This is a genomic window from Streptomyces sp. NPDC091279 (assembly GCF_044757465.1).
Lineage (GTDB): Bacteria > Actinomycetota > Actinomycetes > Streptomycetales > Streptomycetaceae > Streptomyces.
Window position 1 is genome coordinate 74,785 of sequence record NZ_JBIVVA010000019.1, and the last position, 26,905, is coordinate 101,689.

General features: G+C 69.7%; 21 protein-coding genes. 13 read left to right on the top strand and 8 right to left on the bottom strand.

Annotated features, from left to right (window positions below):
• Positions 1-137: 137 nt before the first annotated feature.
• Together ACIQOU_RS34435 and ACIQOU_RS34440 are read left to right on the top strand one after the other, a co-directional pair.
• The gene (locus ACIQOU_RS34435; protein ID WP_401543765.1) at positions 138-1,667 is read left to right on the top strand and encodes an RNA polymerase sigma factor; all 1,530 of its coding nucleotides are present in this window, start codon (positions 138-140) and stop codon (positions 1,665-1,667) included.
• Positions 1,668-1,804: 137 nt separating this feature from the next.
• The gene (locus tag ACIQOU_RS34440) at positions 1,805-2,677 is read left to right on the top strand and encodes a serine protease (RefSeq protein WP_401543768.1); all 873 of its coding nucleotides are present in this window, start codon (positions 1,805-1,807) and stop codon (positions 2,675-2,677) included.
• A gap of 107 nt (positions 2,678-2,784) precedes the next feature.
• Here the strand turns inward: ACIQOU_RS34440 and ACIQOU_RS34445 are convergent, their stop codons facing one another.
• Positions 2,785-3,015: a hypothetical protein gene (locus tag ACIQOU_RS34445; RefSeq protein WP_401543771.1), complete on the bottom strand. Its 231-nt coding sequence runs from the start codon at positions 3,013-3,015 to the stop codon at positions 2,785-2,787.
• Positions 3,016-3,455: 440 nt separating this feature from the next.
• On the opposite strand from ACIQOU_RS34445, the gene ACIQOU_RS34450 reads away from it, so the two are divergent.
• The 6 genes from ACIQOU_RS34450 (at position 3,456) to ACIQOU_RS34475 (ending at position 10,416) form a co-directional block, all read left to right on the top strand.
• Positions 3,456-5,579 (top strand): type IIA DNA topoisomerase subunit B, encoded by a 2,124-nt coding sequence (locus ACIQOU_RS34450; RefSeq protein WP_401543774.1) that lies wholly within the window; start codon positions 3,456-3,458, stop codon positions 5,577-5,579.
• Between the two features lie 259 nt (positions 5,580-5,838).
• Positions 5,839-6,363, top strand: a complete 525-nt coding sequence (locus ACIQOU_RS34455) for a DUF1453 domain-containing protein (RefSeq protein ID WP_401543777.1) — start codon at positions 5,839-5,841, stop codon at positions 6,361-6,363.
• Positions 6,360-7,511 (top strand): sensor histidine kinase, encoded by a 1,152-nt coding sequence (locus tag ACIQOU_RS34460; protein WP_401543780.1) that lies wholly within the window; start codon positions 6,360-6,362, stop codon positions 7,509-7,511. Before ACIQOU_RS34455 ends, ACIQOU_RS34460 begins: the two co-directional genes overlap by 4 nt.
• Positions 7,508-8,188, top strand: a complete 681-nt coding sequence (locus tag ACIQOU_RS34465; protein WP_401543783.1) for a response regulator — start codon at positions 7,508-7,510, stop codon at positions 8,186-8,188. The genes ACIQOU_RS34460 and ACIQOU_RS34465 overlap by 4 nt, the downstream gene beginning before the upstream one ends.
• Before the next feature lie 69 nt (positions 8,189-8,257).
• On the top strand, positions 8,258-8,827 hold the full coding sequence (locus tag ACIQOU_RS34470; protein ID WP_401543881.1) for a DUF485 domain-containing protein: 570 nt from the start codon (positions 8,258-8,260) through the stop codon (positions 8,825-8,827).
• Positions 8,824-10,416: a cation acetate symporter gene (locus tag ACIQOU_RS34475; RefSeq protein ID WP_401543786.1), complete on the top strand. Its 1,593-nt coding sequence runs from the start codon at positions 8,824-8,826 to the stop codon at positions 10,414-10,416. The genes ACIQOU_RS34470 and ACIQOU_RS34475 overlap by 4 nt, the downstream gene beginning before the upstream one ends.
• Before the next feature lie 51 nt (positions 10,417-10,467).
• Here the strand turns inward: ACIQOU_RS34475 and ACIQOU_RS34480 are convergent, their stop codons facing one another.
• Positions 10,468-11,160: a response regulator gene (locus tag ACIQOU_RS34480; protein WP_401543789.1), complete on the bottom strand. Its 693-nt coding sequence runs from the start codon at positions 11,158-11,160 to the stop codon at positions 10,468-10,470.
• A 160-nt stretch (positions 11,161-11,320) separates the two neighbouring features.
• Between ACIQOU_RS34480 and ACIQOU_RS34485 the strand changes: the two genes are divergently transcribed.
• The 3 genes from ACIQOU_RS34485 (at position 11,321) to ACIQOU_RS34495 (ending at position 14,114) form a co-directional block, all read left to right on the top strand.
• A complete protein-coding gene (locus ACIQOU_RS34485) occupies positions 11,321-12,136 on the top strand; it encodes an ABC transporter ATP-binding protein (RefSeq protein ID WP_401543792.1) in 816 nt (271 codons plus the stop codon).
• The gene (locus ACIQOU_RS34490) at positions 12,126-13,001 is read left to right on the top strand and encodes an ABC transporter permease (RefSeq protein ID WP_401543794.1); all 876 of its coding nucleotides are present in this window, start codon (positions 12,126-12,128) and stop codon (positions 12,999-13,001) included. The genes ACIQOU_RS34485 and ACIQOU_RS34490 overlap by 11 nt, the downstream gene beginning before the upstream one ends.
• A 63-nt stretch (positions 13,002-13,064) precedes the next feature.
• Positions 13,065-14,114 carry an ABC transporter substrate-binding protein gene (locus ACIQOU_RS34495; protein WP_401543797.1) on the top strand — a complete coding sequence of 350 codons (1,050 nt, stop codon included), beginning with the start codon at positions 13,065-13,067 and terminating at the stop codon, positions 14,112-14,114.
• 42 nt (positions 14,115-14,156) lie between these two features.
• Here ACIQOU_RS34495 and ACIQOU_RS34500 read toward each other — a convergent pair whose 3' ends face one another.
• The 4 genes from ACIQOU_RS34500 to ACIQOU_RS34515 all read right to left on the bottom strand — a co-directional run bounded on the left by ACIQOU_RS34500 (position 14,157) and on the right by ACIQOU_RS34515 (position 18,992).
• On the bottom strand, positions 14,157-14,837 hold the full coding sequence (locus tag ACIQOU_RS34500; RefSeq protein ID WP_401543800.1) for a response regulator: 681 nt from the start codon (positions 14,835-14,837) through the stop codon (positions 14,157-14,159).
• A complete protein-coding gene (locus ACIQOU_RS34505) occupies positions 14,834-16,504 on the bottom strand; it encodes an ATP-binding protein (RefSeq protein ID WP_401543802.1) in 1,671 nt (556 codons plus the stop codon). The genes ACIQOU_RS34500 and ACIQOU_RS34505 overlap by 4 nt, the downstream gene beginning before the upstream one ends.
• A 215-nt stretch (positions 16,505-16,719) precedes the next feature.
• Positions 16,720-17,682 carry a sucrase ferredoxin gene (locus ACIQOU_RS34510; protein ID WP_401543805.1) on the bottom strand — a complete coding sequence of 321 codons (963 nt, stop codon included), beginning with the start codon at positions 17,680-17,682 and terminating at the stop codon, positions 16,720-16,722.
• Positions 17,683-17,735: 53 nt separating this feature from the next.
• Positions 17,736-18,992, bottom strand: a complete 1,257-nt coding sequence (locus ACIQOU_RS34515; protein ID WP_401543807.1) for a citrate synthase — start codon at positions 18,990-18,992, stop codon at positions 17,736-17,738.
• Positions 18,993-19,101: 109 nt separating this feature from the next.
• Between ACIQOU_RS34515 and ACIQOU_RS34520 the strand changes: the two genes are divergently transcribed.
• The gene (locus ACIQOU_RS34520) at positions 19,102-20,268 is read left to right on the top strand and encodes a citrate synthase/methylcitrate synthase (RefSeq protein ID WP_401543809.1); all 1,167 of its coding nucleotides are present in this window, start codon (positions 19,102-19,104) and stop codon (positions 20,266-20,268) included.
• A 1,121-nt stretch (positions 20,269-21,389) separates the two neighbouring features.
• On the opposite strand, the gene ACIQOU_RS34525 is transcribed toward ACIQOU_RS34520, so the two are convergent.
• Entirely contained in the window at positions 21,390-22,286 is an 897-nt protein-coding gene (locus ACIQOU_RS34525) for a DUF6082 family protein (protein WP_401543811.1), read from the bottom strand.
• A 580-nt stretch (positions 22,287-22,866) separates the two neighbouring features.
• Here ACIQOU_RS34525 and ACIQOU_RS34530 point away from each other — a divergent pair.
• Complete coding sequence (locus ACIQOU_RS34530; RefSeq protein WP_401543814.1) at positions 22,867-23,958, top strand: CobW family GTP-binding protein; 1,092 nt, start codon at positions 22,867-22,869, stop codon at positions 23,956-23,958.
• A gap of 450 nt (positions 23,959-24,408) precedes the next feature.
• On the opposite strand, the gene ACIQOU_RS34535 is transcribed toward ACIQOU_RS34530, so the two are convergent.
• Positions 24,409-26,865 carry a DNA topoisomerase (ATP-hydrolyzing) subunit A gene (locus tag ACIQOU_RS34535; RefSeq protein WP_401543816.1) on the bottom strand — a complete coding sequence of 819 codons (2,457 nt, stop codon included), beginning with the start codon at positions 26,863-26,865 and terminating at the stop codon, positions 24,409-24,411.
• Positions 26,866-26,905 lie beyond the last annotated feature (40 nt).

Genomic DNA, 26,905 nt, shown 5'->3' on the forward strand with positions numbered 1-26,905 from the left:
ATACGGACGCCGGTTTCGGCGCTGTGCATCCTCCCGGCAACCGCCCGCACCGTCGGCCCATCCGTAAGCCGGTGGTCGGCTCCTGTCCGCTGTGGACGGGGCCGGAAGCCGTTTTTCAACGTTCCGAGAGGTTGTTCGTGTCGGCCAGCACATCCCGTACGCTCCCGCCGGAGATCGCCGAGTCCGTCTCTGTCATGGCTCTGATTGAGCGGGGAAAGGCCGAGGGGCAGATCGCCGGCGACGATGTGCGTCGGGCCTTCGAAGCTGACCAGATTCCGGCCACTCAGTGGAAGAACGTACTGCGCAGCCTCAACCAGATCCTCGAGGAAGAGGGTGTGACGCTGATGGTCAGTGCCGCGGAGCCCAAGCGCACCCGAAAGAGCGTCGCAGCGAAGAGTCCGGCCAAGCGCACCGCCACCAAGACGGTCGCGACCAAGACGGTGACCGCCAAGAAGGCCGCCGCCCCCGCGGTGCCCGCCGCCGAGGACTCCGCCGAGGGCGACGCTCCCAGGAAGGCCGTCGCCAAGAAGACGGCAGCCAAGAAGACCGCCGCCACGGCGAAGAAGACCGTCGCCAAGAAGACGGTGGCGAAGAAGGCCGGCGGCAAGAAGGACGACGCCGAGGTCCTTGAGGAAGAGGTGCTTGAGGAGACCCCGGCCAAGGCCGGCGACGAGCCCGAAGGCACCGAGAACGCGGGCTTCGTACTCTCCGACGAGGACGAGGACGACGCCCCGGCCCAGCAGGTCGCCGCAGCGGGCGCCACCGCCGACCCGGTCAAGGACTACCTCAAGCAGATCGGCAAGGTCCCCCTGCTCAACGCGGAGCAGGAGGTCGAACTCGCCAAACGCATCGAGGCCGGTCTGTTCGCCGAGGACAAGCTGTCCAACGCCGACAAGCTCGCCCCGAAGCTCAAGCGCGAGCTGGAGATCATCGCCGAGGACGGCCGCCGCGCCAAGAACCACCTCCTGGAGGCCAACCTCCGTCTGGTGGTCTCCCTGGCCAAGCGCTACACCGGTCGCGGCATGCTCTTCCTGGACCTCATCCAGGAGGGCAACCTCGGCCTGATCCGCGCGGTCGAGAAGTTCGACTACACCAAGGGCTACAAGTTCTCCACGTACGCCACCTGGTGGATTCGGCAGGCCATCACGCGCGCGATGGCCGACCAGGCCCGCACCATCCGTATCCCGGTGCACATGGTCGAGGTCATCAACAAGCTCGCGCGCGTGCAGCGCCAGATGCTCCAGGACCTGGGCCGCGAGCCCACCCCGGAGGAGCTGGCCAAGGAACTCGACATGACCCCCGAGAAGGTCATCGAGGTCCAGAAGTACGGCCGCGAGCCGATCTCCCTGCACACCCCGCTGGGCGAGGACGGCGACAGCGAGTTCGGCGACCTCATCGAGGACTCCGAGGCGGTCGTCCCGGCCGACGCGGTCAGCTTCACGCTTCTCCAGGAGCAGCTTCACTCCGTCCTGGACACCCTCTCCGAGCGTGAGGCCGGTGTCGTCTCCATGCGCTTCGGTCTCACCGACGGTCAGCCGAAGACCCTCGACGAGATCGGCAAGGTGTACGGCGTCACCCGCGAGCGCATTCGCCAGATCGAGTCGAAGACCATGTCGAAGCTGCGCCACCCGTCGCGTTCCCAGGTGCTGCGCGACTACCTCGACTAGGTCGCGCCGCTACGACGCCGACGGCCCGGTTCCCCTTCGGGGGAACCGGGCCGTCGGCGTCCGTGCGCGGGTGCGCGGGACGACGGAAGGGACCACCCTGGGTGTCTCATGACCACCCCAGAGTGAGGAGCGCGTGCATGCGCCGTCCGTTTGTCCGGGCACTGGCCCGGCCGCTGGTCCTGATGGCCGCGATCACCGCCATACCGTTGCTGTCGGCCGCGCCCGTCTCCGCCGACGTGGTCGTCGGCGGGTTCCCGATCGATGTCTCGCAAGCCCCGTGGACGGTGGCCCTGTCCAGCCGTGACCGGTTCGGGGGTACCCGAGCGGGACAGTTCTGCGGGGGCGTGGTGATCGACCGTACGAAGGTGCTCACCGCCGCCCACTGCATGGGCGAGGACGTCCTGGGCGCGCCACCGGACAAGGTGAACGACCTCAAGGTCATCACCGGCCGCACGGACCTGGTGTCCGACCAGGGGCACGAGATCCGGGTCCGCGACGTCTGGGTGAATCCCGGCTACAACAGCGAGAGCAACGCGGGCGACTTCGCCGTGCTCACCCTCGCCGACCCTGTGTCCCAGAACGCGGTCATCGGCATGGCGCCGGACGGCGACCCCGCGTACCGGACCGGGACGAGCGCTCAGGTCACCGGCTGGGGCGACGTCACAGGGGGCGGTGATTATGCGCGCACGCTGCATGCCGTACGCGTGCATGTGCTGCCCGACGCGCGCTGCCGGACGGCCTACCCCGGCAGCGCCGACGGCACCTATCAGGCCGACAGCATGCTGTGCGCCGGGGAGGCTTCCGGAGGCCGGGACGCCTGCCAGGGGGACAGCGGCGGGCCGCTGGTCGCCGACGGCAAACTGATCGGCCTTGTGTCCTGGGGGAGCGGCTGCGGTCGCGCGGGCAGCCCAGGGGTCTACACGCGCGTCTCAGCCGCCGTGCAGGCGGTCGAGGCGCAGGGGCGCACGGTGGACGCCGCAGAGCCCCTGGGAGGCTCTGACGGCGCCTGAGAGGGCATCCGGATACGAGCGCGGGCGGCGCGGTCCCTGATGAACAGGGGCCGCGCCGCCCGTGTCGCCGGCCTGGGCCGGAGCTGGCTCGTCGTGGAATGCGAGTGTCAGCGCTCTTCTTCGGAGGTGGATGCCGGAATGGTCGTCAGGCGCTCCGTCTCGTCCTGTATCTCAGCGGCGATCTTCTTGAGTTCCGGCTCGAACTTGCGCCCGTGGTGGGCGCAGAAGAGCAGTTCGCCGCCGCTGAGCAAGACGACGCGCAGGTATGCCTGGGCGCCGCAGCGGTCGCAGCGATCGGCGGCCGTCAGCGGGCTCGCGGGGGTCAGAACAGTAGTCACGTCGCCTCTTCTCTAGCTCGACGAGCTGTCGTACCAGGGTCAACATCCAACCAGCCCCCAAACGTTCCCGCTCGGGGCCTTTCCTCGAAAAAAATCTTTCGAGGCCGGCTGACTGCTGCCGGTGGCGGCGAATGTGCCGTATTGCGTGTCCATGAGTGTTACAGATCTTGCTGTCTGTCAGCGTCCGTCGTCCCGGCTGGCTTGCCGGTTGTTGTTGAGGACGTGCCCGGAGCCTAAATGGTTCATGCCCCGAAGGGAACGTGATATGTACTTCACCCCAACGAGGGATCGAACAGGCATGCGACGCTGGACTAGTCTGAAGACGAGACGAGGGTGGCGTTACAACGGCTCTACCAGGCCTCGGTACCCTCTTGGCGGCGAACCAAGCCGCGCCCTTACCCAGAAGGGCACCATCTGAAATTCAGCGAGGAGCGAACCGCGTGACCGCCGAGACGTCCGTGCCGTCCACAGCGCTGCTGGCAGGAGCAGACCGGGACGCTTCCAACTACACCGCGCGGCACCTCCTCGTCCTCGAAGGACTAGAGGCCGTACGCAAGCGCCCGGGCATGTACATCGGATCGACCGACAGTCGCGGTCTGATGCACTGCCTGTGGGAGATCATCGACAACGCCGTGGACGAGGCCCTCGGCGGCTACTGCGACCACATCGAGGTGATCCTCCACGACGACAGCTCGGTGGAGGTGCGGGACAACGGGCGGGGCATCCCCGTCGACGTCGAGCCCAAGACGGGGCTGTCCGGCGTCGAGGTCGTGATGACCAAGCTGCACGCCGGTGGCAAGTTCGGCGGCGGCTCCTACGCCGCCTCCGGCGGCCTCCACGGCGTCGGCGCCTCCGTGGTGAACGCCCTCTCCGCCCGCCTGGACGTCGAGGTGGACCGCAGCGGCAACACCCACGCCATCAGCTTCCGGCGCGGTGTGCCGGGCGCCTTCGCTGCGGCCGGCCCCGATGCCGCGTTCGACTCCACGAGCGGGCTGCGCAAGGTCAAGAGGATCACCAAGGCGCGTACGGGCACGCGCGTGCGGTACTGGGCCGACCGCCAGATCTTCCTCAAGGACGCCAAGCTCTCCCTGGACAACCTGCACCAGCGCGCCCGCCAGACCGCCTTCCTGGTGCCGGGCCTGACTATCGTCGTCCGCGACGAGTTCGGCCTCGGCGACGGCGGAAGCAAGGGCGAGGAGTCCTTCCGCTTCGATGGCGGCATCAGCGAGTTCTGCGAGTACCTGGCCAGCGACAAGCCGGTCTGCGACGTACTCCGCTTCTCCGGCCAGGGCACCTTCAAGGAGACCGTCCCGGTCCTCGACGACCACGGCCAGATGACACCCACCGAGGTCACCCGCGAACTCGGCGTCGACGTCGCCATGCGCTGGGGCACCGGCTACGACACGACGCTCAAGTCGTTCGTCAACATCATCGCCACGCCCAAGGGCGGCACCCACGTCGCCGGTTTCGAACAGGCGATCGCCAAGACCATGAACGAGGTGCTGCGCGCCAAGAAGCTGCTGCGCGTCGCCGAGGACGACGTCGTCAAGGACGACGCCCTGGAGGGCCTCACCGCCGTCGTCACGGTCCGACTGGCCGAACCCCAGTTCGAAGGGCAGACCAAGGAGGTGCTCGGCACCTCGGCGGCCCGACGCATCGTGAACACCGTGATCTCCAAGGAGTTCAAGGCGTTCCTGACGTCCACCAAGCGAGACGCCGCCGCACAGGCCCGCGTCGTCATGGAGAAGGCGGTCGCCGCCGCCCGCACCCGCATCGCGGCCCGCCAGCACAAGGACGCCCAGCGTCGCAAGACAGCCCTGGAGTCCTCGTCGTTGCCCGCGAAGCTCGCGGACTGCCGCAGCGACGACGTGGACCGCAGCGAACTGTTCATCGTCGAGGGCGACTCCGCGCTCGGCACCGCCAAGCTCGCCCGCAACTCCGAGTTCCAGGCGCTGCTGCCGATCCGCGGCAAGATCCTGAACGTCCAGAAGTCGTCCGTGACCGACATGCTGAAGAACGCTGAATGCGGCGCGATCATCCAGGTCATAGGAGCCGGCTCGGGCCGGACCTTCGACATCGACGCGGCCCGCTACGGCAAGATCATCATGATGACCGACGCCGACGTCGACGGTTCGCACATCCGGACCCTGCTGCTCACGCTCTTCCACCGCTACATGCGGCCCATGGTGGAGGCCGGACGGGTCTTCGCCGCCGTCCCGCCACTGCACCGCGTCGAACTGGTCCAGCCGAAGAAGGGCCAGGACAAGTACGTCTACACCTACTCGGACCGCGAGCTGCGCGACAAGCTCCTGGAGTTCCAGAGCAAGGGCGTCCGGTACAAGGACTCCATCCAGCGGTACAAGGGCCTCGGTGAGATGGACGCCGACCAACTCGCCGAGACGACGATGGACCCGCGCCACCGCACGCTGCGCCGGATCAATCTCTCCGACCTGGACTCGGCCGAAGGAGTCTTCGACCTGCTGATGGGCAACGACGTCGCCCCACGCAAGGAGTTCATCTCCAGCTCGGCGGCGACGCTGGACCGCTCACGTATCGACGCCTAGCCACCGCGCTCGACAGGGGAGGGGCGGGCCCGGGAGGAGGGGCGGGCGCCGGGCTTCGGCCCCCGATCCCGCCCCCGACCCTGATGACCACCCGGCCTGCCCCTGAGCCGAACTCCACCCGTGGGTGGAGAACGCGGCGGCGCGGGTTCCACCCACCATCCACCCCTGCTCCGATCTGCTGACCTGCGAGATTCCGTAGCGTCTGAGGTGTCGACAGCACCCGCTGCCGACACCTCACCTCTCGCTCACGGAGGCTCTGATGTCCGGGCTTGTCAACGTGCTCGTGATCGCGGCGGTCGTCGTACTGGTCCTGGTGCGGCAGTTCCGCGCACAGCGCATAGGCACCGGAAGCCGCTGGTGGCTCCTGCCGGTGATCCTCGGCTTCGTGGCGCTGCGCGAACCCGGCCTCATCGACAGCCACCACGCCACGACATCCGTCACCCTGCTCGCCGCGGAGCTGCTGGTGGGCCTCGCCACCGGAGTCGGCTGGGCCTGGACCACCCGGATCTGGACGGAACCCGACGGCACCGTGTGGAGCAAGAGCACCAGGACGAGCGTGACCGTCTGGATCGTCGGCATCGCCCTGCGCGTCGGCCTCTACGCCCTCGGCTCGGCCCTCGGCGTCCAGCAGCACAGCTCGGCCCTGCTCGTCGCCCTCGCCGCCACCCTCCTCGTCCGCTCCGGAATCCTGTTCTGGCGCTCCCAGTCCCTCGCCCCGGCATCGGGAACCGGCCCGGCATACGGTGACCGCAAGGCCCGCCCCGCCTGGAAGGAGCGCGTGTGACACGGAACGCGTGGACACGCTGGCCCTCGCCGGAGGCGCTCGGGCGGAGGGGACTCTCACCGCACCGACGGCTGCTCGCCTGGACCGTGCGGCTGCTCGTGCTCGGCGTACTGCTGGGAAGCACCTTCACCAGCACCCACGCACACGGGTGGCAGATGCTGGTGGGCGTCGGCGTCGTTCTGCTGGCGGCTCTCCTCGGCTGGTCGTTCTACCGGACCACGTTCCGCCACCGGCTGTGGCCGTCCCTGGCCCTCGTGGCGCTCGCGGAGGGCGTCGGCGTGCTCGCCCAGACCTCGGGATTCCAGGTCCTGGCCCTCGTCGCCTGGTGCGGCTGCGCGGTCGTCGCACTGGAGCGGCTGCCGCTGGCGTTCGGGCTCCCCGTCGCCGGAGTGGCACTGGGCCTGTACGGGGCGGTGAACAACGACAGCCCGTTGACCACCCTCGTCACGGGCGCGGCCCTCGGCCTCGGCGGATACACGCTCCGCCTGGACGCCGACGCCCGAGGCACGGCACAACGGCTGCTCGCCCAGGAGCGGGCCGCGCGGGCGGCGGAAGCGGAGTCGGCGGCGCTCGCCGAGCGGGCCCGCATCGCGCGGGAGATCCACGACGTCCTGGCCCACAGCCTGTCGGCGCAGCTCGTGCACCTGGAGGCGGCCCGCCTGCTGATCGAGCGGGGCGCCGACCGGGAACAGATTCTCGACCGGGTCGTGGCAGCGCGCGGCATGGCCCGGGACGGCCTCGACGAGACACGGCAGGCGCTGTCCGCGCTGCGGGGCGAATTGACCCCATTGGAGGACTTCCTGACCCAACTGGTCGCCACTACAGGGGGTGCCGAGGCCACCATTACGGGGGAACGCAGACCCTTGGCGGCCGAGGCGTCACAGGCGGTGCGCAGGGTCGCCCAGGAGGCCCTGACCAACGTCCGCAAGCACGCGCCGGGCGCCCAGGTGACGGTGCGATTGGACTACGGGGCACATCAAGTCACCCTCGATGTACGGGATTCGGGGGGGCCGCCGGGCGAACTGGCCGCGGCGGGAGCCGGGTACGGTCTGCTCGGAATGCGCGAACGTGCCGAGCTGCTGGGCGGTTCGCTGGAGGCAGGGCCGGGTGAGGAGGGGTTCGTGGTGACGCTGAGGGTGCCTGCATGACGGCAGAGGCGGAGATGCCGGCCCGCGTGGTGGTCGCGGACGATCAGACCGTCGTCCGTGAGGGCATCGTGATGCTGCTCGGGCTGCTGCCCGGAATCGAGGTCGTCGGCGCCGCGAGCGACGGGATCGAGGCCGTGCGCCTGGTGGCCGAACTGGCCCCGGACGTCGTGCTGATGGACCTGCGCATGCCCCGGTGCGACGGAGTCGAGGCGACCCGGCGCATCCGCGCGGAGTACCCCGGGACGCAGGTCGTGGTGCTGACGACGTTCGGGGACGACGAGTCGCTGTTCCCGGCGCTGCACGCGGGGGCGCGGGGATATCTCACCAAGGACGCGGGCGGCGACGAGATCGTGCGGGCGGTGCGGAGCGTGCTGTCCGGGGACGCCGGCCTGTCGCCGAGCATCCAACGACGGTTGCTGGAGCGGCTTTCCGAGCCGGAGCCGCAGCCGGTGGTGGCCGCCGAGCCGCCCGACGGACTGACCACACGAGAGGTCGAAGTCCTGGCGCTGATCGCCGAAGGCCTCAGCAACCAGGAGATCGCCCGCAGACTCCATGTGTCGACGGCGACAGTGAAGACGCACATCAACAACCTCTTCGCGAAGACGGGGCTCAAAGACCGTGCGCAGGCGGTGCGCTACGCATACGTCAAGGGACTCGCCCACCCCTCAGCGAATTGAGTCACCTGTTGGGGTGAAGAAGCCCAGGAAGATGTGTCGGGGATCTTCCCGTTCTGTCCATCCTTGAGTATGCAGTCACGTAATGGTCGCTCCCGCGGAGGCGGGGGAGCCGAGAGTTCGGCCCCACTTCAGGTGGGCCGTCAGCGCACCCCCATCGAGACGTCCGAAGGAGCCGGGCACGACGACCCCGGGTACGACGCACTGGCATCAGGCTGGGGCGAGTTGGCCGGGCCAGGAGGCCCCGCGTCCTTGCCGACACCCGAGGTCGTACCGCCGCCTACGACGGCCCAGGAGAGGGCCGCCGCCACGGCCGACATCTACCTTGAGGTGCAGCGCAGCGCGGCATTCCAGGAAGTACGCAACAGGTACCGGGGGTTCGTGGTGCCCGCCTGTGCGGCCTTCTTCGCCTGGTACGTGGGCTACGTGGTGCTGGCGACGACGGCACCCGGTCTGATGGCGGTACATGTGGTGGGTTCGGTGAACGTGGCGATGGTCGCGGGACTCGGGCAGTTCCTCAGCACCTTCGTCCTCGCGTGGGCCTACGCCCGGCACGCGCGGCTGCGGCGGGACCGGGCCGCACTCGAACTGCGCTGGGACACCCAGGAATTGACGCGCACCGTGCAAGGCGGTGTCTCATGACGGGGCATCACCAGACGCTGGCGCTCGTGCTGTTCAGCGCGTTCGTCGCCGTCACGCTCGGGATCACCACCGTGGTGAGCCGCAAACGGCACGGTTCGGCCGAGGAGTTCTACGCGGGCGGGCGGCTCTTCTCGCCGATGGAGAACGGCTTCGCCATCGCGGGCGACTACGTGTCGGCCGCGTCGTTCCTGGGCATCTCCGGGCTCATCGCGCTCTTCGGGTACGACGGCCTGCTGTACGCCGTCGGATTCCTGGTGGCATGGCTGGTCGTGCTGTTCCTGGTCGCCGAACTGGTGCGCAACTGCGGGCGGTTCACACTCGCCGACGTCGTCGCGGCGCGGATGAGCGAGCGGCCGGTACGCATCGCGGCGGGAACTTCTTCGGTCACCGTGTCCGTTCTCTACCTGGTGGCGCAGATGGTCGGCGCGGGCAGCCTGGTGGCGCTGTTGCTCGGGGGCACGAGCGGCGCGGCCCGGGACTGGACGGTCGTCGGCGTCGGGGCACTCATGGTGATCTATGTGTCGTTGGGAGGGATGCGGGCCACCACCTGGATTCAGATCGTGAAGGCGGTTCTGCTGCTCGGCGGCACGATCGCACTCAGCGCACTCGTCCTGGTGCGGTTCCACGGCGACTTCGGCCGACTGCTGTTCACGGCGGCCGAGCGCAGCGGACACGGGGACGCGTTCCTGGTACCGGGGCTGAAGTACGGCGGGGACTGGACGGCCCGCCTCGACTTCATCAGCCTGGGGCTCGCACTGGTGCTGGGCACGGCAGGTCTGCCGCACATCCTGTCCCGCTTCTACACCGTGCCGACGGCGAGGGCCGCACGCCGTTCGGTGCTCTGGTCGATCGGACTCATCGGCGGCTTCTACCTGATGACGATCGTGGTCGGCTTCGGAGCGGCGGCGATCGTGGGACCGGACGCGGTCCGCGCGTCGAACGCGGCCGGGAACACCGCGGTTCCGCTGCTCGCCCTCGACCTCGGAGGCGGCACCAACTCCACCGGCGGCACCGTGCTGTTCGCGATCGTCGCCGCCGTGGCCTTCGCGACCATCCTCGCGGTGGTGGCCGGCATCACCCTCGCCTCCTCGGCGTCCGTCGCACACGACCTGTACGCCTCCCTGCGACGCCGTCACACCAAACAGCGCAGCGAGGTGGCCGTCGCCCGGGTCGCCGCGGTCGGTGTCGGCGTCGTCGCGATCGCGCTCGGGCTGCTCGCCCGCGACCTCAACGTCGCCTTCCTGGTGGGCCTGGCCTTCGCGGTCGCCGCGTCCGCGAACCTGCCGGTGCTGCTCTACTCGCTGTTCTGGCGAGGGTTCACCACCAGGGGCGCGGTGTGGGCGGTGTACGGCGGACTCGTCCCCGCGCTACTGCTGGTGGTCCTGTCCCCGGTGGTGTCGGGCAGCCCGGAGTCCCTGTTCCCGGGGGTCGACTTCCAGTACTTCCCACTCCAGAACCCGGGACTCGTGTCGATCCCGCTCGGCTTTGTCGCGGGCTGGCTCGGCACGGTCACCTCCGCCCAGATCGCCGACGAGGCCAAGCATGCCGAGACCGAGGTGCGTTCACTGACCGGAGCGGGAGCCGTCTAGCGGACGCGTTCCTCAGCGTCGTTGCATCGCTCTGTGGGTGGCTGCCGTGGGTTACGGCGCCACCCACGCGTACAGGTGCTCCGGGCGGCCGATGTCGCCGTACTTCAGGGTGAGGAGGAGACGGCCGGCCTGTTCGAGGTGGCGCAGGTAGCGCTGGGCGGTGGAGCGGCTCAGGCCGGTCTCGGCGGCGACCTCGTGGGCCGAGAGCGGGTGCGGGGCGCGGTGGAGGACGCGGCAGATCAGGTCGGTCGTGGGCTCGGAGTGCCCGCTGGGCAGGCCCGGTGAGGAAGGCGCCGCCGTGGTGCGCAGGGCGCTGAAGATCCGGTCCACCTGCTCCTGGCCCGCGACGCCGCCGCCTCCTACACGTTCGACGGTACGGCGCAGGGCTGCGTATGAGTCGAGGCGGGTACGCAGGGCGGAGAAGGTGAACGGCTTGACCAGATAGTGCAGGGCGCCCAGGCGCATCGCGGCCTGGACGGTCGTCACGTCGCCGGCCGCGGTGATCATGATGACGTCGGTGCCGTGGCCCTGTTCCCGCATCCGGTGGATGAGTTGGAGCCCGGTCTGGTCGGGCAGGTAGTGGTCGAGGAGGACGAGGTCGATCGTCCCCCGCTGCACGTGGGACAGTGCCTGGGCGGCGTTGTGCGCGCGGGCGGCGACCCGGAAACCGGGAACCTTGCCCACGTACTTGGCGTTGATCTCGGCGACGCGGAAGTCATCGTCGACCACCAGGACGTCAATCATCGGGCCTCTTTCCGTCAAGGCCATGCGGGCGTCAAGCCCCTGTTTCGGCTCCGCTGTTGTAACGCGAGCAGAACGAGCACAACAGGCTGTTGCAGGCAAAAGAACGGCATGCGCCCATAAGGCTGATGTTGTGGCCCGCATCACTTCTACGGTCCGGTTCATGAGCGCAGACATCAGCCCCGCCATCGAGCTGCGGGGCGCGAGCAAAACGTTCAGGACACCGTCCGGGGGACTGCACACGGCGGTCAGGGGCCTGGACCTCACGGTCGGGCGTGGGGAGTTCGTGGCGGTCGTCGGCCCCACGGGCTGCGGCAAGTCGACGACGTTGACGCTGGTCAGCGGGTTGGAGGAGCCCACCGAGGGGGAAGTCCTGGTCGCCGGGGAGCCGGTGAACGGCGTCGGCGACAAGGTCGGTTTCGTCTTCCAGCAGGACGCCACCTTCCCCTGGCGCACGGTCCTGTCGAACGTCATGGCCGGTCCCCGTTTCCGAGGGGTGCCCAAGGCGGAGGCGAGGCAGAAGGCGCGCGAGTGGCTGGCCCGGGTCGGACTCACCGCCTTCGAGGACCGCTACCCTCACCAGCTCTCCGGCGGCCAGCGCAAGCGCGTCGCCCTCGCCGCAACTTTCGTCAACGACCCCGAGATCCTGCTGATGGACGAGCCGTTCTCGGCGCTCGACGTGCAGACCAGGGCCCTGATGTCGGACGAGCTGCTGGAACTGTGGGAGGGCACGCGCTCCTCCGTCGTGTTCGTCACCCACGACCTGGAGGAGTCGATCGCGCTGGCCGACAAGGTCGTTGTCATGACCGCCGGGCCCGCCACCGTCAAACACGTCTTCGACATCGATCTGCCCCGCCCGCGCCGGGTCGAGGAAGTGCGTCTTGAGGCGCGGTTCATCGAGATCTACCGCGAGATCTGGGAGTCCCTCGGCGAAGAGGTCCGCATCACCCGCGAGAGAGGCGCCGCCCATGTCTCCTGACACCCTGCCCGAGACCGCGGCCGCGCCGGCCACCGTCGGGCCCGAGAAGACCGATCGCGCACACTCACGCGCGCGTGCCGCCCGCAGACGCACGATCATCGTGGGGACCGTGCGGGCCCTGTTGTTGATCGTCGTGCTCGGTCTGTGGGAGGTGCTCTCCCGGGCCAACGTGATCGATACGTTCAACTTCTCGATGCCGTCGAAGATCTGGGACCAGATCTACACCTGGGTGCTCCACGGGACCGCCCTCGGCTCCCTGGGCGAGCAGGTCTGGTACACGCTGTACGAGGCGCTGCTCGGCTGGATTCTCGGTGTGATCGCGGGTGTCGTGTTCGGTATTGCGTTGGGGCGGATCACCTTTCTCGCCGATGTACTTGGTCCATACATCAAGGTGCTCAACTCAATTCCCCGGATCGTCCTCGCGCCCATCTTTGTGATCTGGTTCGGGCTCGGGCCCGCCTCCAAGGTGGCGTCGGCCGTCGTCCTGGTCTTCTTCCCGGTGTTCTTCAACGCCTTCCAGGGCGCGCGCGAGGTCGACCGCAACCTGGTCGCCAACGCGCGGATTCTCGGCGCGAGCGACCGCAGGGTGACGCTTCAGGTCGTCATCCCGTCCGCCACCTCGTGGATCTTCACCAGCCTCCACGTCAGCTTCGGCTTCGCCCTCATCGGCGCCATCGTCGGCGAGTACATCGGCGCGACCAAGGGCATCGGCCTGCTCGTCGCGCAGTCGCAGGGCACCTTCAACTCGGCCGGGGTGTACGCCGCCATGGTCATCCTTGCTGTCGTCGCGCTCGTCGCCGAGGGCCTGCTGACGTTCGCCGAGAGCCGCATCTTCCGTTGGAAGCCGTCGGACTCCGACCGCTGATCCCGGCCCGCCTCCCCCCCCGGCTGTCTCCCGCATCGCCATCTCACAAGGACGTGAACCGTCATGCGCACAACCGCCAGATACGGCGCCCTGGCCGCCGTCGGCCTGCTCGCCCTCTCCTCCCTCACCGCGTGCGCCGACGAGGCGTCCGGCACCGCCTCCAGCGGTTCGGGCGGCAAGGGAACGAAGGTCAAGATCATGGTCGGCGGCCTGGACAAGGTGATCTACCTGCCCGCGATGCTCACCCAGCGGCTCGGCTACTTCGACTCCGAGGGCCTCGACGTGGAGCTGCTGAGCGAGCCCGCCGGAGTGCAGGCCGAGACCGCGCTCGTCTCCGGCCAGGTGCAGGGGACCGTCGGCTTCTACGACCACACCCTCGACCTCCAGACCAAGGGCAAGATCGTGGAGTCCGTCGTGCAGTTCTCGCACGCGCCGGGCGAGGTGGAGATCGTCTCCACCAAGGCGGCGGACAAGGTGACTTCGCCCAAGGGCTTCAAGGGCAGGAAACTCGGCGTCACAGGCCTCGGCTCGTCGACCGACTTCCTCACCAAGTACCTCGCGGTCAAGAACGGCGTCAACGTCCATGAGTTCACATCGGTCGCCGTCGGCGCGGGACCGACGTTCATCGCGGCGTTGCAGAAGGGCGCCATCGACGGCGGTATGACGACCGACCCGACCGTCGCGACGATCCTCGACCAGAAGGTGGGCAAGGTCCTTCTGGACATGCGGACGCCCGAGGGGTCGCAGGAGGCGCTCGGTGGACCGTATCCGTCGTCAAGTCTGTACATGCAGACGGACTGGGTGAATGCACATAAGGACACCGTCCAGAAGTTGGTCAATGCATTCGTCAAGACGCTCAAGTGGATGTCCACCCATAGCGCTTCGGAGATCGCCGACAAGATGCCCGCCGACTACAAGCAGGGCAACGGCATCCTCTATGCGAAGGCCATCGGCAGCACGCTGCCCATGTTCACTCACGACGGGGTGATGCCGGACAACGGTCCCGAGACCGTGGAGAAGGTGCTCAAGGCGTTCAATCCCAACGTCAAGAACGCCAAGGTCGATCTCGCCAAGACCTACACCAGCGAGTTCGTGGAGAAGGCCAAGGGCTGACATCCGCGAGATCCTTCGTCCGGCCCTCTCAACGCCCTCTCCTCAGCCGCGGGTCGCCCACACGTAACGGTGTTCGGGGCGGCCCGCGTCGCCGTACTTGAGCGTGAGCCGGGCCCGTCCGGTGCGCTCCAGGAGCTTCAGGTAACGCTGGGCGGTCTGCCGGCTCACGCCGGTGCGCTCGGCGATCTCCTGGGCCGACAGCGGGCCTTCGGCGTTCATCAGGGAACGGCGCACCAGTTCCGCGGTGGTCGGGGAGTGCCCTTTGGGCAGCCCGGGCTCCGAGGACACGGACAGTGCGCCGAAGATGCGGTCCACCTCGGCCTGTTCGGCCTCGCCGCCGCCGTCCAGCGTGCGGCGCAGCTCCGCGTACGCCTCCAGCTTCGCGCGCAGCCCCGCGAACGCGAACGGCTTGACCAGGTACTGGAGCGCGCCCTGTCGCATCGCGGCCTGCACCGTCGACACGTCCCGGGCCGCCGTCACCATGATCACGTCGGCCTGGTGGCCGCGCCTGCGCATCTCCTGGACGACTGCGAGCCCCGTGTCGTCGGGCAGATAGTGGTCCATGAGGACGAGATCGAGGCCGGGCAGCGACTCCACCCGACGCAGCGCCTCGGCCGCGCTGTGCGCCTCCCCGACGACGTGGAAGCCCGGGACCTTCTCCACGTACGCGGCGTTGACCCGCGCGACCCGTATGTCGTCGTCCACGATCAGGACCTCGATCATCGCGACTCCTCCTCGACGGGCGTGTCGGCGCGGGCGGTCAGGGCCGCTCCCGGCGCGGACTCGGCCAACGCCTCGGGCAGCACGACGGTGAACTCGGCGCCGCCTCCCTGTGCGTCGCCCACCGTCGCGCTGCCGCCCTGACGTTCGGCGAGTCTGCGCACCAAGGAGAGGCCGATGCCCCGTTCGCGGTGCGCGGGCGGTTCCTTGGTGGACCAGCCCTCGGTGAAGATCAACTCATGCTGCTCGGCAGGGATTCCCGGCCCGGTGTCGCGCACTCTGAGGACGGCGGTCCGCCCCTCGGCACGCAATTCGACCTCCACGCGTGCGTGCGGAGTGGCGGCCACCGCGTCCAACGCGTTGTCCACCAGGTTCCCGACGATCGTGACGAGCCCCCGGGGATCGATCAACCGGTCGGGCAACCTGGTGCGGTCGGACACCCACAGGGCGACGCCACGCTCGGCGGCGACGGTCGCCTTGCCGACCAACAGGGCGGCGAGCAACGGGTCCTGGATCTTCTCGGTGACCTGTTCCGCCGTCGCGCGATGGTCGCCGACCACCTCGCCGACGAACTCCACGGCGTCCTCGTACATCTCCAGTTCGAGCAGCCCCAGCAGCGTGTGCATGCGGTTGGCGTGCTCGTGGTCCTGGGCGCGCAGGGCGTCGATCAGGCCGCGCGTGGAGTCGAGTTCGCGGCCGAGCTGCTCCAGTTCGGTGCGGTCGCGCAGGGTGGCGACGGCGCCCCCGTCGTCGGTGGGCATCCGGTTGGCGACCAGGACGCGCTGGCCGCGCACGGTGAGCAGGTCGGTGCCGGTGACACGGCCGGCCAGGATGTCGGTGGTGCGTCCCTCGCCGAGCGCCTCGTCGGGAGGGGTGCCGACGGCCTCGTCGTCGATGCCCAGGAGGCGGTGCGCCTCGTCGTTCAGGAGGCGTATCCGGCCGCTGCGGTCGAGGGCGACGACGCCTTCACGGATGCCGTGCAGCATCGCCTCGCGTTCCGAGAGCAGCGCCGAGATGTCGGAGAAGGCCAGGTCGCGGGTCTGCCGTTGGACCCGGCGGGAGATCAGCCAGGCGGCCAGCGCGCCGACCGCCAGGGCGCCGCCGGCGTAGGCGAGCAGTCCCGGTATGGCGCTGAGCAGCCGGGCCCGGACGCTGTCGTAGGCGATGCCGACCGAGACGGCGCCGATGATGGAGCCGTCGGCGGCGCGCAGGGGCACCTTGCCGCGTGCGGAGCGGCCCAGGGTCCCGCTGTCTATCTCGACGACCTCTTTGCCCGCCAGGGCGTCGGTGGGGTCGGTCGAGACGGTCCTGCCGATCTGCTGGAGGTCCGTGTGCGACCAGCGCACCCCACGCCAGTCCATCACCACGATGTACTCGGCCCTGGTGGCCTCCCGGATGCGCTCGGCGGCCCGCTGCACCGGTCCGTCGACGGTCGGGGCGGTGTTCTGGACGTCCCGCGCGATCTGCGGCTGTTCCGCCGTCGTCTGTGCGATGGCGAGGGCGCGCTGCATTGCCTCGTTGTCGAGCTGTTTGCTGAGCGGTTCGAGGAAGAGCCCGGTCACGAGTACGGCGACCCCCGCGGCGATCGTCACCTGCATCAGCAGCACCTGGGAGAACGCCCGTCTGGGCATGCCGAGGCGCAACCGGCGTGCGGGGGGAGTGGGGCTCATACCCATGAAGGTACGTGCAGGTGTGCGAGCTGCCGTAGAAGGTGTGGTGTGGATCTCTTGATCAATGCTTGCTGCTGCCGTGACCAAAACTTGAGCAGTGATCAATGGTTGATGCAGCGGGTGGGTATATGGCTCGACGCGACGACCATCGGCACCACATTGCTGCTGCATGCATCCATGCCACCACGACCGGCGCGACCCGCCGCGACCAGCCCTTATGCCACCGCTGTGGGCTCTCCGCTGGCGGGCGCGCTCGGCGTCAGTTCGCGCACCGACACCACATCCATCCGCGCGGGCGCCCCCAGGACCGATGTCCCGCAGGTCTCCGGGCGCGGCGGCAGCGACGCCCCCTGGGCGACGACGACCCGCCAGCGACGTCCGTCGACGTGCGCGACGGTCACCTCCCAGCGAGGCGCCGCACCATCCGTCCGCACGACGTCCAGCACGCCGGCCGTGTGTTCGTGCAGGGCGGTGCGCACGGCCAGTTCGGCCGCCTGACCGGGGCGCTCCCAGGCGGAGCAGCCGCGACAGCCCTCCGTGACGATCCGACCGTCCTGGACGCTGTGCAGGATCTCCTTGACCGTGTGCGCCTCGGCGCGCCCGTAGGCGTATCCGTAGGGCAGGACCAGCAGCGTCGGCGAGAAGCGGTGTCCACCCAAATGGGTGACCTCCCAGACGCCCTCGGCCCCGGATGCGGAGAGTTCCGCCGCGAGCGGGCGGCCGAGCAGGGCGCAGCAGCGGTCGCGCTTGCCGTTGGTGCAGACGAGCGCGAGCGGATCGCCGGTGTGCGCCTGCCCGCCGAGAACCGCGTCGAAGCCGCGGTGGTCGCCCGCGCCGAGCGCGCCGAGATCCAGCGCGAGCAGTTCCCGGGGATCGCGGGTGGTGGCGGAGCGCAGCCACGCCCGGCCCGGCACGGTGTGGGCTGCGTACACCCGCCGTTCCGAGGGGCCGCCGGAGTCGGCGTGCCGGCCGGGGCGGCGGATGAGTGCGACGCGGACGCCCATGCCCTCCGCGGCCGCTTCCAGGGCCTGGCCGAGCACGGGGTCGAGATGGCTGGATGTGAGCGCTTTGACGCCCCAGGGACCGGGTTGTTCCAGCAGCAGCCAGGTGCTCGCGGTGGCTGCGGTTCCCGCGAGGGGCTCGTCGAGCTGCCGGGAGACAGTTGAGCACGTACTCACAGAGGTGAGCCTAACCTGACTTCGCCGGTGGCGACTTCCGGTCGCGGCCGGGCCTACTCCGGAAGGGGCTGGGGTGGCCGCGGGCCCACGTAGTGCCCGCTCGGACGCATCCGCAGCGGGCGCTCCTGGTACTCCTCCAGCGCGTGGGCGATCCAGCCCGCGGTGCGGGCGACGGCGAAGATCGTCTCGCTGGCCGTGGAGGGCATGCCGCTGGACGCGGTGAAGACCGCGAGCGCCAGGTCGACGTTGGCGTGCAGCGGGGCGTGCCGGGCGGTGGTGGCGACGATGTCGCGGGCCGCCGCGAGGGCCGGGGCGGACTCGGGAATCTCCTCCAGCAGGCCGAACAGCACGCGCGCGCGGGGGTCCTCGCCGGGGTACAGCCGGTGGCCGAGCCCGGGGATACGGCGTCCGGCGCGCAACTCCTCGGCGATCACGGGGGCGGCGTCACCCTGGTCGAGCACGTCGAGGAGCAGTCGGTGGGCGTGTCCGCCCGCCGCGCCGTGCAGCGGGCCCTCCAGGACGCCGAGCCCCGCGGAAACGGCCGCGTACGCGTGCGCGCGTGCCGACGCGGCGACCCGCACCGCCAGCGTCGAGGCGGCGAGGTCATGGTCGACGAGGAGGGCAAGCGCGGTGTCCAGCACGCGCAGGGAGGCTTCGGCGGGTGTTTTTCCGCTCAGCCGTCCCCACAGTCGGCGGGCCAGTGGTCCTTCGTCCCGGTGGCCGCGACCGGCCTGGGGAAGGGCGGCGACGAGGGTGGGGATCAGCGTGCGCGCGGTGCCGAGCACGGCGTCCTCGGAGAGGTCGAAGCGCAGCGGGTCGGCCGTGGAGGCGGCGATCGTCGCGACCCGCAACCGGTCGGTGGGGCCGGTGTGTTCGGGCAGTGAGTCGACGGCACGGCGGGCGACGGCGACGGAGGCTGCGGGCGCGGTGAACTCCACGCCCGGGCTCATCCGGCCGGTCCACAGCCACTCCGCGACCTCTTCGTAGGAGTGGCGCAGGGCGAGCGCGGTGGCGTCGACGCCCCGGAAGTAGTAGCGGTCCGCCTCGATGAGTGTGACGCGGGTGCGGACGGAGAGTTCGCCGCCGGTGGCCGGACCCCCCGCGCTGTCCCGTCTGTTGCGCCGGGCGAGTGCGGTGACCTCGTCGGCGTCGAAGGTGCTGCCCCGGCCGCCGGGGACGCGTCGGCTGCCGAGTTGGCCGCGGCTCACGTACGCGTACACGGTCTCGGGCTTCACGCCCAGCAGTTCGGCGGTCTCCTTGGTGGTCAGTCGCCGTTCGGCGTGACTGGGGGAGGGCTCTGGATCGCGCATGGGGTCACCGTATCGGCAGAAGGACAGGTGGATTGAGTGCATTGACTCGATCAATATTGACAGAGGATGAGTCAAGAGTGGACAGTCGAATCAAGTCCAGGGAGGAATCATGCTCGTCAACAGGTCTGGGGCCGCCCCCATCGAGGTACCGCGTGGGCTCGCCGGCGTCGTCGTCACCGACACCGAGGTCGGCGACGTCCGAGGGCGCGAGGGCTTCTACCACTACCGGCAGTACTCCGCCGTCGACCTCGCGCATACCCGCAGTTTCGAGGACGTATGGCATCTCCTGGTCCATGGCGAACTGCCGGACGCCACCCAGCGCGCCGCCTTCATCGCCGAGACGACGGCCCTGCGGCGACTGCCCGACGAGGTGCGTGCCGCGCTGCCCGACATCGCGGCGGCGACCGGCAGGTCCGGTCCGCTCTCCGGCCTGCGCACCGCGCTGTCGCTGCTCGGTGCGGCGAAGGGGTTCCGCCCGGTGTACGACATCGACGCGGGTGAACGTCGCCGGGACGCGGTCGCTGCTGCGGCGGCGGTTCCTACGTTGCTCACCGCTCTGTACCGGCTCGCCCAGGGTCTTGACCCCGTCGAACCACGCGACGACCTCTCCTGTGCGGCCAACTACCTGTACATGTTGACGGGTTCGGAACCTGACCCGCGGCAGACCAGGGCGATCGAGCAATACTTGATCTCAACCATTGATCACGGATTCAATGCATCAACCTTCACGGCGCGGGTCGTCGCGTCGACGGGCGCGGACGTGGCCGCCTGTCTCGTGGCAGCGGTCGGCGCGCTCTCGGGACCGTTGCATGGTGGGGCGCCGAGCCGTGCGCTGGACACCCTCGACGCGATCGGCACGCCCGACCGCATCGATCCCTGGATTCGCGAGCGGGTCCTCGCGGGCGAACGCATCATGGGGTTCGGCCACGCGATCTACCGGACGGAGGACCCTCGTTCCCGCATGCTGCGCGAGGTGGCCGAGAGCTTCGGCGGTGCGCGCGTCGAGTTCGCGGTGCGGGTGGAGCGTCAAGTGGAGTCGATCCTGGCGGAGTTGAAGCCGGGGCGGGAACTGCACACGAACGTCGAGTTCTACGCGGGCGTGGTCATGGAACTCTGCGGCCTGCCTCGCGAGTTGTTCACCCCGACGTTCGCGGCGGCCCGCGTGGTGGGCTGGAGTGCGAACATCCTGGAACAGGCGGAGGACTCGAAAATCATCAGGCCGGTGGCACGGTACGTGGGGCCGGCGGCGCCGGTGAGGGTGCCGGAGGTTTCTTGAGGCGGGCGGCTCTGCGGGGCGAGGGCCGAGGGCCTTGTGAGGTGGGGGGCTTGTGGGGCGGAGGCTCCGTGAGGGGCGGTGTCCGGGCGTGGCTTCTTGTGGAGCTTGGGGGCGGGGCGCGGTCCTGAATGGGCGGGTGCCCCGGACGGGCGGGGGTGCCCTGGGCGGGGGAATCGCGCTCTCCGGCCGCTCCAACTGGGTTGTCTGGTGGCGGGTTGGGGTCATCTGGGCGTGCGGAATGGTGAGGTGGTCGAAGTGGCCGACCTTGCTGGATGCGCGGGCTGACCTCGATGGGGTGCCTGGACCGGCCTGGCTTTGGGCCCCGGCCAATCTCGGTGGGCATGCGGGGCGGACCTCGCTGAGCCGCTCTCGGAGCTGATGGTGTGGCCAGGCGGCCAGGCGGCCAGGCGGCCAGGCGGCCAGGCGGCCGGGCGAACGAATGGCCAGGCGCCGGGAACGGCCGTTCTCGTCTACGTGCCCGGAGCGGCAGGCGCCCAGTGTCCGGAGGGGGCGGCTGTCGATCGCTTGCGCATCCGGCCAGCTACGTCCCCGGAGGAGCTGACTCGCCTACGAGCCTGGGGCGGCCGATCCGCCAAGGTGCCTGAAAGGTCAACTGCCAACGACCAGCGTGTCTAACCACCCACGCGCTAGCCACCCACGCGCTAGCCACCCACGCGTCAAAGCGCCTGATCGCTTCGCCGTTACTGGTTCGGGGGAGCCCAAGAGGGCGCGGACGAGGCGCTGTCCGGGTTGACGACGTTGATGCAGTTGACGGCATTGACGAGGTTCATGGAGTTGACGTACTCGGTGCGCCCAAAGCCTCAACATCTACCGCAGGTCCGCCAACCCGACGGCCGGTCAATAGGTCGATATCCCGGTCAACTACCTGACGGCCCCATCAACCATCCGGCAGTCTCATCAACCGATGGACGGTCCCGTCCATCACCCCGACGCCCCGTCAACCAGCATCAACCCACCACGACTCCACCCCGGGCCCCTGCCACCCCGTCCACCTGCTCAACCCCCGCCCCTCGCGGCTCAACCCTCATCCCCTGCTCAACCCCGCCGCCCCCCCCGGCTGCTCAACCCCCGCCCCCTGCTCAACCCCGCCCACCGCCAACTCACTCCACCCCCGGTTCCCCCACCACCCACCACTCCTCCCCCTCCGCGTCCTCCAGTTGCTGGAGCAGGTCATCGACCACACGGCCCAGCGCTGCTTCGTCAGAACCGTCAGAACCGTCGGAGCCGTCAGAACCGTCGGAACCGTCGGAGCGGTCAAAGCCGCCGAGGGTGCCGGAGCCGTCGGCCATGGCGCCCCGTTGATGTCGAGTCGCATGCCAGTACTCCCTGACGATGGGGTTCTGGAGCAGCCCGTGGAGGAAGCCGAAGAGTTCCTGGCGGTCGATGTTGCCGACCCGGTATGCGAACAGTTGGTTGGTGTAGAGGGAGTTGGCGAACAGGTACGGGGCCCGCCGGGTCGGCGATGACGGGGCCTCGAAGGCGTCCAGCGCCTCCGCGAGGTGGGGATCGTCGGCGGCCTTGCCGAGGAACTCCCAGTGCAGCAGCTGCTGTTGGGCCAGGTTGTCCCGACGTCGAGGCTGGGCGGCGTCCCCGTGGAGCCGTTGCCCCTCCACGCGTTCCACCTCAAGGCGCCGCACTTCAAGGTGCTCCACGTCGAGCCGTAGCCCTTCCTGCCGCTGCCCTTCGAGCCGCAGCCCCTCTTGCTGGTGCCCTTCCCGGCGCTGCCCCTCCGCCCGCTGCCCTTCCCACCCCGACTTTTCGAGCCGTACCCTCTCCAGCCGCTGCCCCTCCTGCCGCCGCCCCTCCAGCGCCTGCCCTTCCAGCAGCTGCCCCTCCAACTGATCGACCCTGCCCCGCAGTTCACCCAGTATCCGGCGTTGCGCCACCAAGGCGCCAACGGCGGCACCGCAGGCTGCGGCGAGGGCCCCGACCGCGACCCCCAGCCCGGCTGTACTCGCGAAACAGAGTCCCCGTGGACCGGCGTTCCATCTGGTCATGTCAACCCCCGATTCAGGCGGCCGTCCGCCGCTCGTCGGGGTGCGGATCGACTGTGGGGGAGCGGCGAGCGAAGGGCGGCGCTTGCCTCCTCCCAGGGTGCCGACGCGTATGACCGGCAGGAAGGCGGAGAAACGGCGCACAGAGGGAAGCGAGGGTCGCACGAACCGGCACCTCGCCCCCGTCCGCTCCGGGCGCACGGACGAGCGAGTTGCCCGCGCGCTTTCCCATGCGCCCCGCGCACACTGCCGGCAGGCTCAGCCGAGCGAGTTGCCCGCTCGCGTTTTCCCGTCCGCCCCGCGCGTATCCGGCCGCCAGGATCAGAGGAGCGAGTCACCAGCTCACCCTTCCCCATGCGCCCCGCGCACACCCCCGGCAGACTCACGCGAGCGCTCCCCCGCTCACGCCCCCCGCTCACGCCTCCCCGTCAGCCCGCCCCCCCCCAGCCGACAACACCTCACCCCAAGGAGGTGCCCCCGGCTCGTATCCTGGACCGGAATTCCGAGGTCGGCGTTGCCTCCCCGCGGGTGCGCGGGGGCGTGATCCGGCGTGTGCGGCGGCGTGCGAGAGGCAGGGCGAGGTATGGCAGTGAGTCGGAGTGCCCGGCAGATCCCGGTCGTCGTGCTGGCAGGGTTCCTCGGTTCCGGCAAGACCACGCTGCTCAACCACCTCCTGCACCGCAGCGGCGGCAGCCGGATCGGCGCGATCGTCAACGACTTCGGCGCCATCGAGATCGACGCCATGGCCGTCGCCGGGGCGCTCGGCGACTCCACCGTGTCGCTCGGCAACGGTTGCCTGTGCTGCGCCGTCGACGTCACCGAACTCGACCAGTACCTCGACCGGCTCGCCCGGCCCGCCGCCGGTATCGACGTCATCGTCATCGAGGCCAGCGGTCTCGCCGAACCCCAGGAACTCGTCCGGATGATCCTCGCCAGCGATCAGCCGGGGATCGTGTACGGGGGGCTCGTCGAGGTGGTGGACGCCGCCGAGTTCGACGACACGCGCGCGAAGCACCCCGAGATCGACCGCCATCTCGCCCTCGCCGACCTCGTCGTCGTGAACAAGCTCGACCGCGCGCCCGATGCCGAACGGGTCCTCGCTCGCGTCGCCTCCCTTGTCGACGGCGCCGCGATCGTCCCCGCGCGATACGGCCGGATCGACCCGGAGTTCCTCTTCGACTGCCGGCCCGGCGAGGAACGTATCGGGCAGCTCACCTTCGACGACCTGCACGACCGCGACGGGCACGACCACGCCGGTCATCTGCACGCGGCCTACGACAGCGTGTCGTTCACGGCGGAGACGGCCATGGACCCCCGGCGGACGATGGAGTTCCTCGACCGCAGACCCGAAGGGCTGTACCGGATCAAGGGATATGTCGACTTCGGCGCCCACGACCCACGCAACCGGTACGCCGTCCACGCCGTCGGACGGTTCCTGCGCTTCTACCCCGAGCCCTGGACCCCGGACGACGACCGCCGCACCCAACTCGTCCTCATCGGCTCCGGCATCGACGCGCCCACGCTCGGCAAGGAACTGGATGCCTGCACGAGCGACACCCCGCAGGCAGCCGACGAACACGCCATGTGGGGCGTCCTGCGCTACGTCCGCGACGCCTCGCACACCGACGAGGAGCCCGGAGACGGGAACGGCGTCGCCCCTGACGCACAGGCGTAGCACGCGCGCGTAGGGCCCGCCCCGTAACGACGTCTACAGCGGCCCCACCATCACCTCCCTCCGCGCCCGCACGTCGACGAGGCGTCCAGGGGCGGGAGTTGGGCCGGTCCCGGCGTGCGCGCACAGCACGCGCGTGCGTAGAGGCCGACCCGGTAACGGCGCCTACGGCAGCCCTGCCACCACCGACACCGCGCCTCGCACGTCGACGAGGCGTCCAGGGGCGGGAGTTGGGCCGGTCCCGGCGTGCGCGCACAGCACGCGCGCGTAGGGGCCGAGCCGGTAGGTAGCGCGCGTGTAGAGGCGACCCGGTAACGGCGTCTACGGAGCCCCGCCTCCACCAGAACCGCACCCCCTCCCGCACCGGCAAGGAGCCCGGAGGTGAGAGCGGGCCGGTCCCTGCGCGTACGTACGCTCGGCACGCGCGCGTAGGGGGCGACCCGGGGACGGGTCCTACAGCGGGCCCGCCACCACCGACACCGTCTTCGCCAGTGATACGCCCGAGCCGTCTCGGCGGGGGTCGATCTCCGGGAGGTCGACCGGAGTGCCGTTCTTCTGGGCCGCCTTGGCCGGGACGGCGCCCGCCCAGGCCAGCGACAGGCAGTCCTCGCCCTTCAGGAACCGCTGGCAGCGCACGCCGCCGGTGGCCCGGCCCTTGCGCGGATACTGGTCGAACGGCGTCAACTTGGCCGTCGTCTGCACCGAGTCGTCCAGCGTGCCGCGCGAGCCCGCGACCGTGAACACCACCGCGTCCGACGCCGGGTCGACGGCCGTGAAGGAGATGACCTTCGCCCCGTCGGTCAGCTTGATGCCCGTCATCCCGCCCGCCGGACGGCCCTGCGGGCGCACCTGCGCGGCCTGGTAGCGCAGCAACTGCGCGTCGTCCGTGATGAAGACGAGGTCCTCCTCGCCGGTGCGCAGCTCGATCGCGCCGACGATCCGGTCGCCCTCCTTGAGGGTGATGACCTCCAACTCGTCCTTGTTGGACGGGTAGTCGGGGACCACGCGTTTCACGATGCCCTGCGCGGTGCCGAGCGCGAGACCCGGGGAGGACTCGTCCAGGGTGGTCAGACAGACCAGCGTCTCGTCGCCCTCCAGGGAGACGAACTCCGACACCGGCGCCCCGCCCGCGACGTTCGGCGCGGTCGCCGTCTCCGGCAGCTGGGGCAGGTCGATGACGTTGATCCGCAGCAACCGGCCCGTCGACGTGACGGCGCCGATCTCACCACGGGTCGTCGCCGGCACCACCGAGACGATCACGTCGTGCTTGGCCCGCCGCGCCTCGCCGTCGTCCGGGAACGGCTCACCGTTCGCCGTACGGGCCAGCAGCCCCGTCGACGAGAACAGCACCCGGCACGGGTCGTCCGCGACCTGGAGCGGCACGGTGGCAGCCGGGGCGCCGGACGCCTCCAGCAGGACCGTACGCCGCTCGGTGCCGAACTTCTTGGCCACCGCGGCCAGTTCGGTGGAGACCAGCTTGCGCAGCTCCGCGTCCGAATCCAGGATGCGGGTCAGCTCCTCGATCTCCGCGTTGAGCCGGTCCTTCTCGGACTCCAGCTCGATGCGGTCGAACTTGGTGAGGCGCCGCAGCGGCGTGTCCAGGATGTACTGGGTCTGGATCTCCGACAGGCCGAAGCGCTCCATCAGGCGCTCCTTGGCCTGCGCGGAGTTCTCGCTCGAACGGATCAGCCGGATGACCTCGTCGATGTCGACGAGCGCCGTGAGCAGGCCCTCCACCAGGTGGAGGCGGTCGCGCCGCTTCTTGCGGCGGTACTCGCTGCGCCGCCTGACGACCTCGAAGCGGTGGTCGAGATAGACCTCCAGCAGCTCCTTGAGACCCAGCGTCAGCGGCTGGCCGTCCACCAGCGCGACGTTGTTGATGCCGAAGGACTCCTCCATCGGCGTCAGCTTGTAGAGCTGCTCCAGGACGGCCTCGGGCACGAAGCCGTTCTTGATCTCGATGACCAGGCGCAGGCCGTGCGCGCGGTCGGTGAGGTCCTTGACGTCGGCGATACCCTGGATCTTCTTCGAACCGACCAGGTCCTTGATCTTGGCGATCACCTTCTCCGGGCCGACGGTGAACGGCAGTTCGGTCACGACCAGGCCCTTGCGGCGGGCCGTGACGGTGTCGATCTCGACCGTGGCGCGGATCTTGAAGGTGCCGCGGCCCGTCGCGTATGCGTCCCGGATGCCGGACAGGCCGACGATCCGCCCGCCGGTGGGCAGATCGGGGCCGGGGACGTGCTTCATCAGGGTGTCCAGATCCGCGTTCGGGTAGCGGATCAGGTGCCGGGCGGCGGCGATGACCTCGGCGAGGTTGTGCGGCGCCATGTTCGTCGCCATGCCGACGGCGATGCCCGAGGCGCCGTTCACCAGGAGGTTGGGGAACGCGGCGGGCAGGGCCACCGGTTCCTGCTCCTGGCCGTCGTAGTTCGGCGCGAAGTCGACGGTGTCCTCGTCGATCGACTCCGTCATCAGGCTCGTCGCCTCGGCCTGACGGCACTCGGTGTACCGCATGGCGGCGGGCGGGTCGTCGTTGCCCAGCGAACCGAAGTTGCCGTGGCCGTCGACGAGGGGCACGCGCATGGAGAACGGCTGGGCCATGCGCACCAGGGCGTCGTAGATCGACGCGTCGCCGTGCGGGTGGAGCTTGCCCATGACCTCGCCGACGACACGCGCGCACTTCACGTAGCCGCGGTCGGGGCGCAGGCCCATCTCGTTCATCTGGTAGACGATGCGACGGTGCACCGGCTTGAGACCGTCGCGCGCGTCGGGCAGGGCTCGGGAGTAGATGACCGAGTACGCGTACTCAAGGAAGGAGCCCTGCATCTCGTCGACGACGTCGATGTCGAGGATCTTCTCCTCGTACGCGTCCTCGGGCGGCGGGGTCTTCGTGCTGCGGCGGGCCATCGCTGCCGGCTCCTCCTGTTTTCTGGTGGCTCAAGCATGA

Excerpts from the sequence above, each read along its gene's own strand:
- ACIQOU_RS34535 (WP_401543816.1), bottom strand. The coding sequence starts at position 26,865 with ATGGCCCGCCGCAGCACGAAGACCCCGCCGCCCGAGGACGCGTACGAG.
- ACIQOU_RS34470 (WP_401543881.1), top strand. The coding sequence starts at position 8,258 with ATGCAGTCACGTAATGGTCGCTCCCGCGGAGGCGGGGGAGCCGAGAGT.
- ACIQOU_RS34515 (WP_401543807.1), bottom strand. The coding sequence starts at position 18,992 with ATGCGCGATCCAGAGCCCTCCCCCAGTCACGCCGAACGGCGACTGACC.
- ACIQOU_RS34475 (WP_401543786.1), top strand. The coding sequence starts at position 8,824 with ATGACGGGGCATCACCAGACGCTGGCGCTCGTGCTGTTCAGCGCGTTC.
- ACIQOU_RS34520 (WP_401543809.1), top strand. The coding sequence starts at position 19,102 with ATGCTCGTCAACAGGTCTGGGGCCGCCCCCATCGAGGTACCGCGTGGG.
- ACIQOU_RS34530 (WP_401543814.1), top strand. The coding sequence starts at position 22,867 with ATGGCAGTGAGTCGGAGTGCCCGGCAGATCCCGGTCGTCGTGCTGGCA.
- ACIQOU_RS34500 (WP_401543800.1), bottom strand. The coding sequence starts at position 14,837 with ATGATCGAGGTCCTGATCGTGGACGACGACATACGGGTCGCGCGGGTC.
- ACIQOU_RS34505 (WP_401543802.1), bottom strand. The coding sequence starts at position 16,504 with ATGAGCCCCACTCCCCCCGCACGCCGGTTGCGCCTCGGCATGCCCAGA.
- ACIQOU_RS34525 (WP_401543811.1), bottom strand. The coding sequence starts at position 22,286 with ATGACCAGATGGAACGCCGGTCCACGGGGACTCTGTTTCGCGAGTACA.
- ACIQOU_RS34490 (WP_401543794.1), top strand. The coding sequence starts at position 12,126 with ATGTCTCCTGACACCCTGCCCGAGACCGCGGCCGCGCCGGCCACCGTC.
- ACIQOU_RS34465 (WP_401543783.1), top strand. The coding sequence starts at position 7,508 with ATGACGGCAGAGGCGGAGATGCCGGCCCGCGTGGTGGTCGCGGACGAT.
- ACIQOU_RS34495 (WP_401543797.1), top strand. The coding sequence starts at position 13,065 with ATGCGCACAACCGCCAGATACGGCGCCCTGGCCGCCGTCGGCCTGCTC.
- ACIQOU_RS34440 (WP_401543768.1), top strand. The coding sequence starts at position 1,805 with ATGCGCCGTCCGTTTGTCCGGGCACTGGCCCGGCCGCTGGTCCTGATG.
- ACIQOU_RS34485 (WP_401543792.1), top strand. The coding sequence starts at position 11,321 with ATGAGCGCAGACATCAGCCCCGCCATCGAGCTGCGGGGCGCGAGCAAA.
- ACIQOU_RS34480 (WP_401543789.1), bottom strand. The coding sequence starts at position 11,160 with ATGATTGACGTCCTGGTGGTCGACGATGACTTCCGCGTCGCCGAGATC.
- ACIQOU_RS34455 (WP_401543777.1), top strand. The coding sequence starts at position 5,839 with ATGTCCGGGCTTGTCAACGTGCTCGTGATCGCGGCGGTCGTCGTACTG.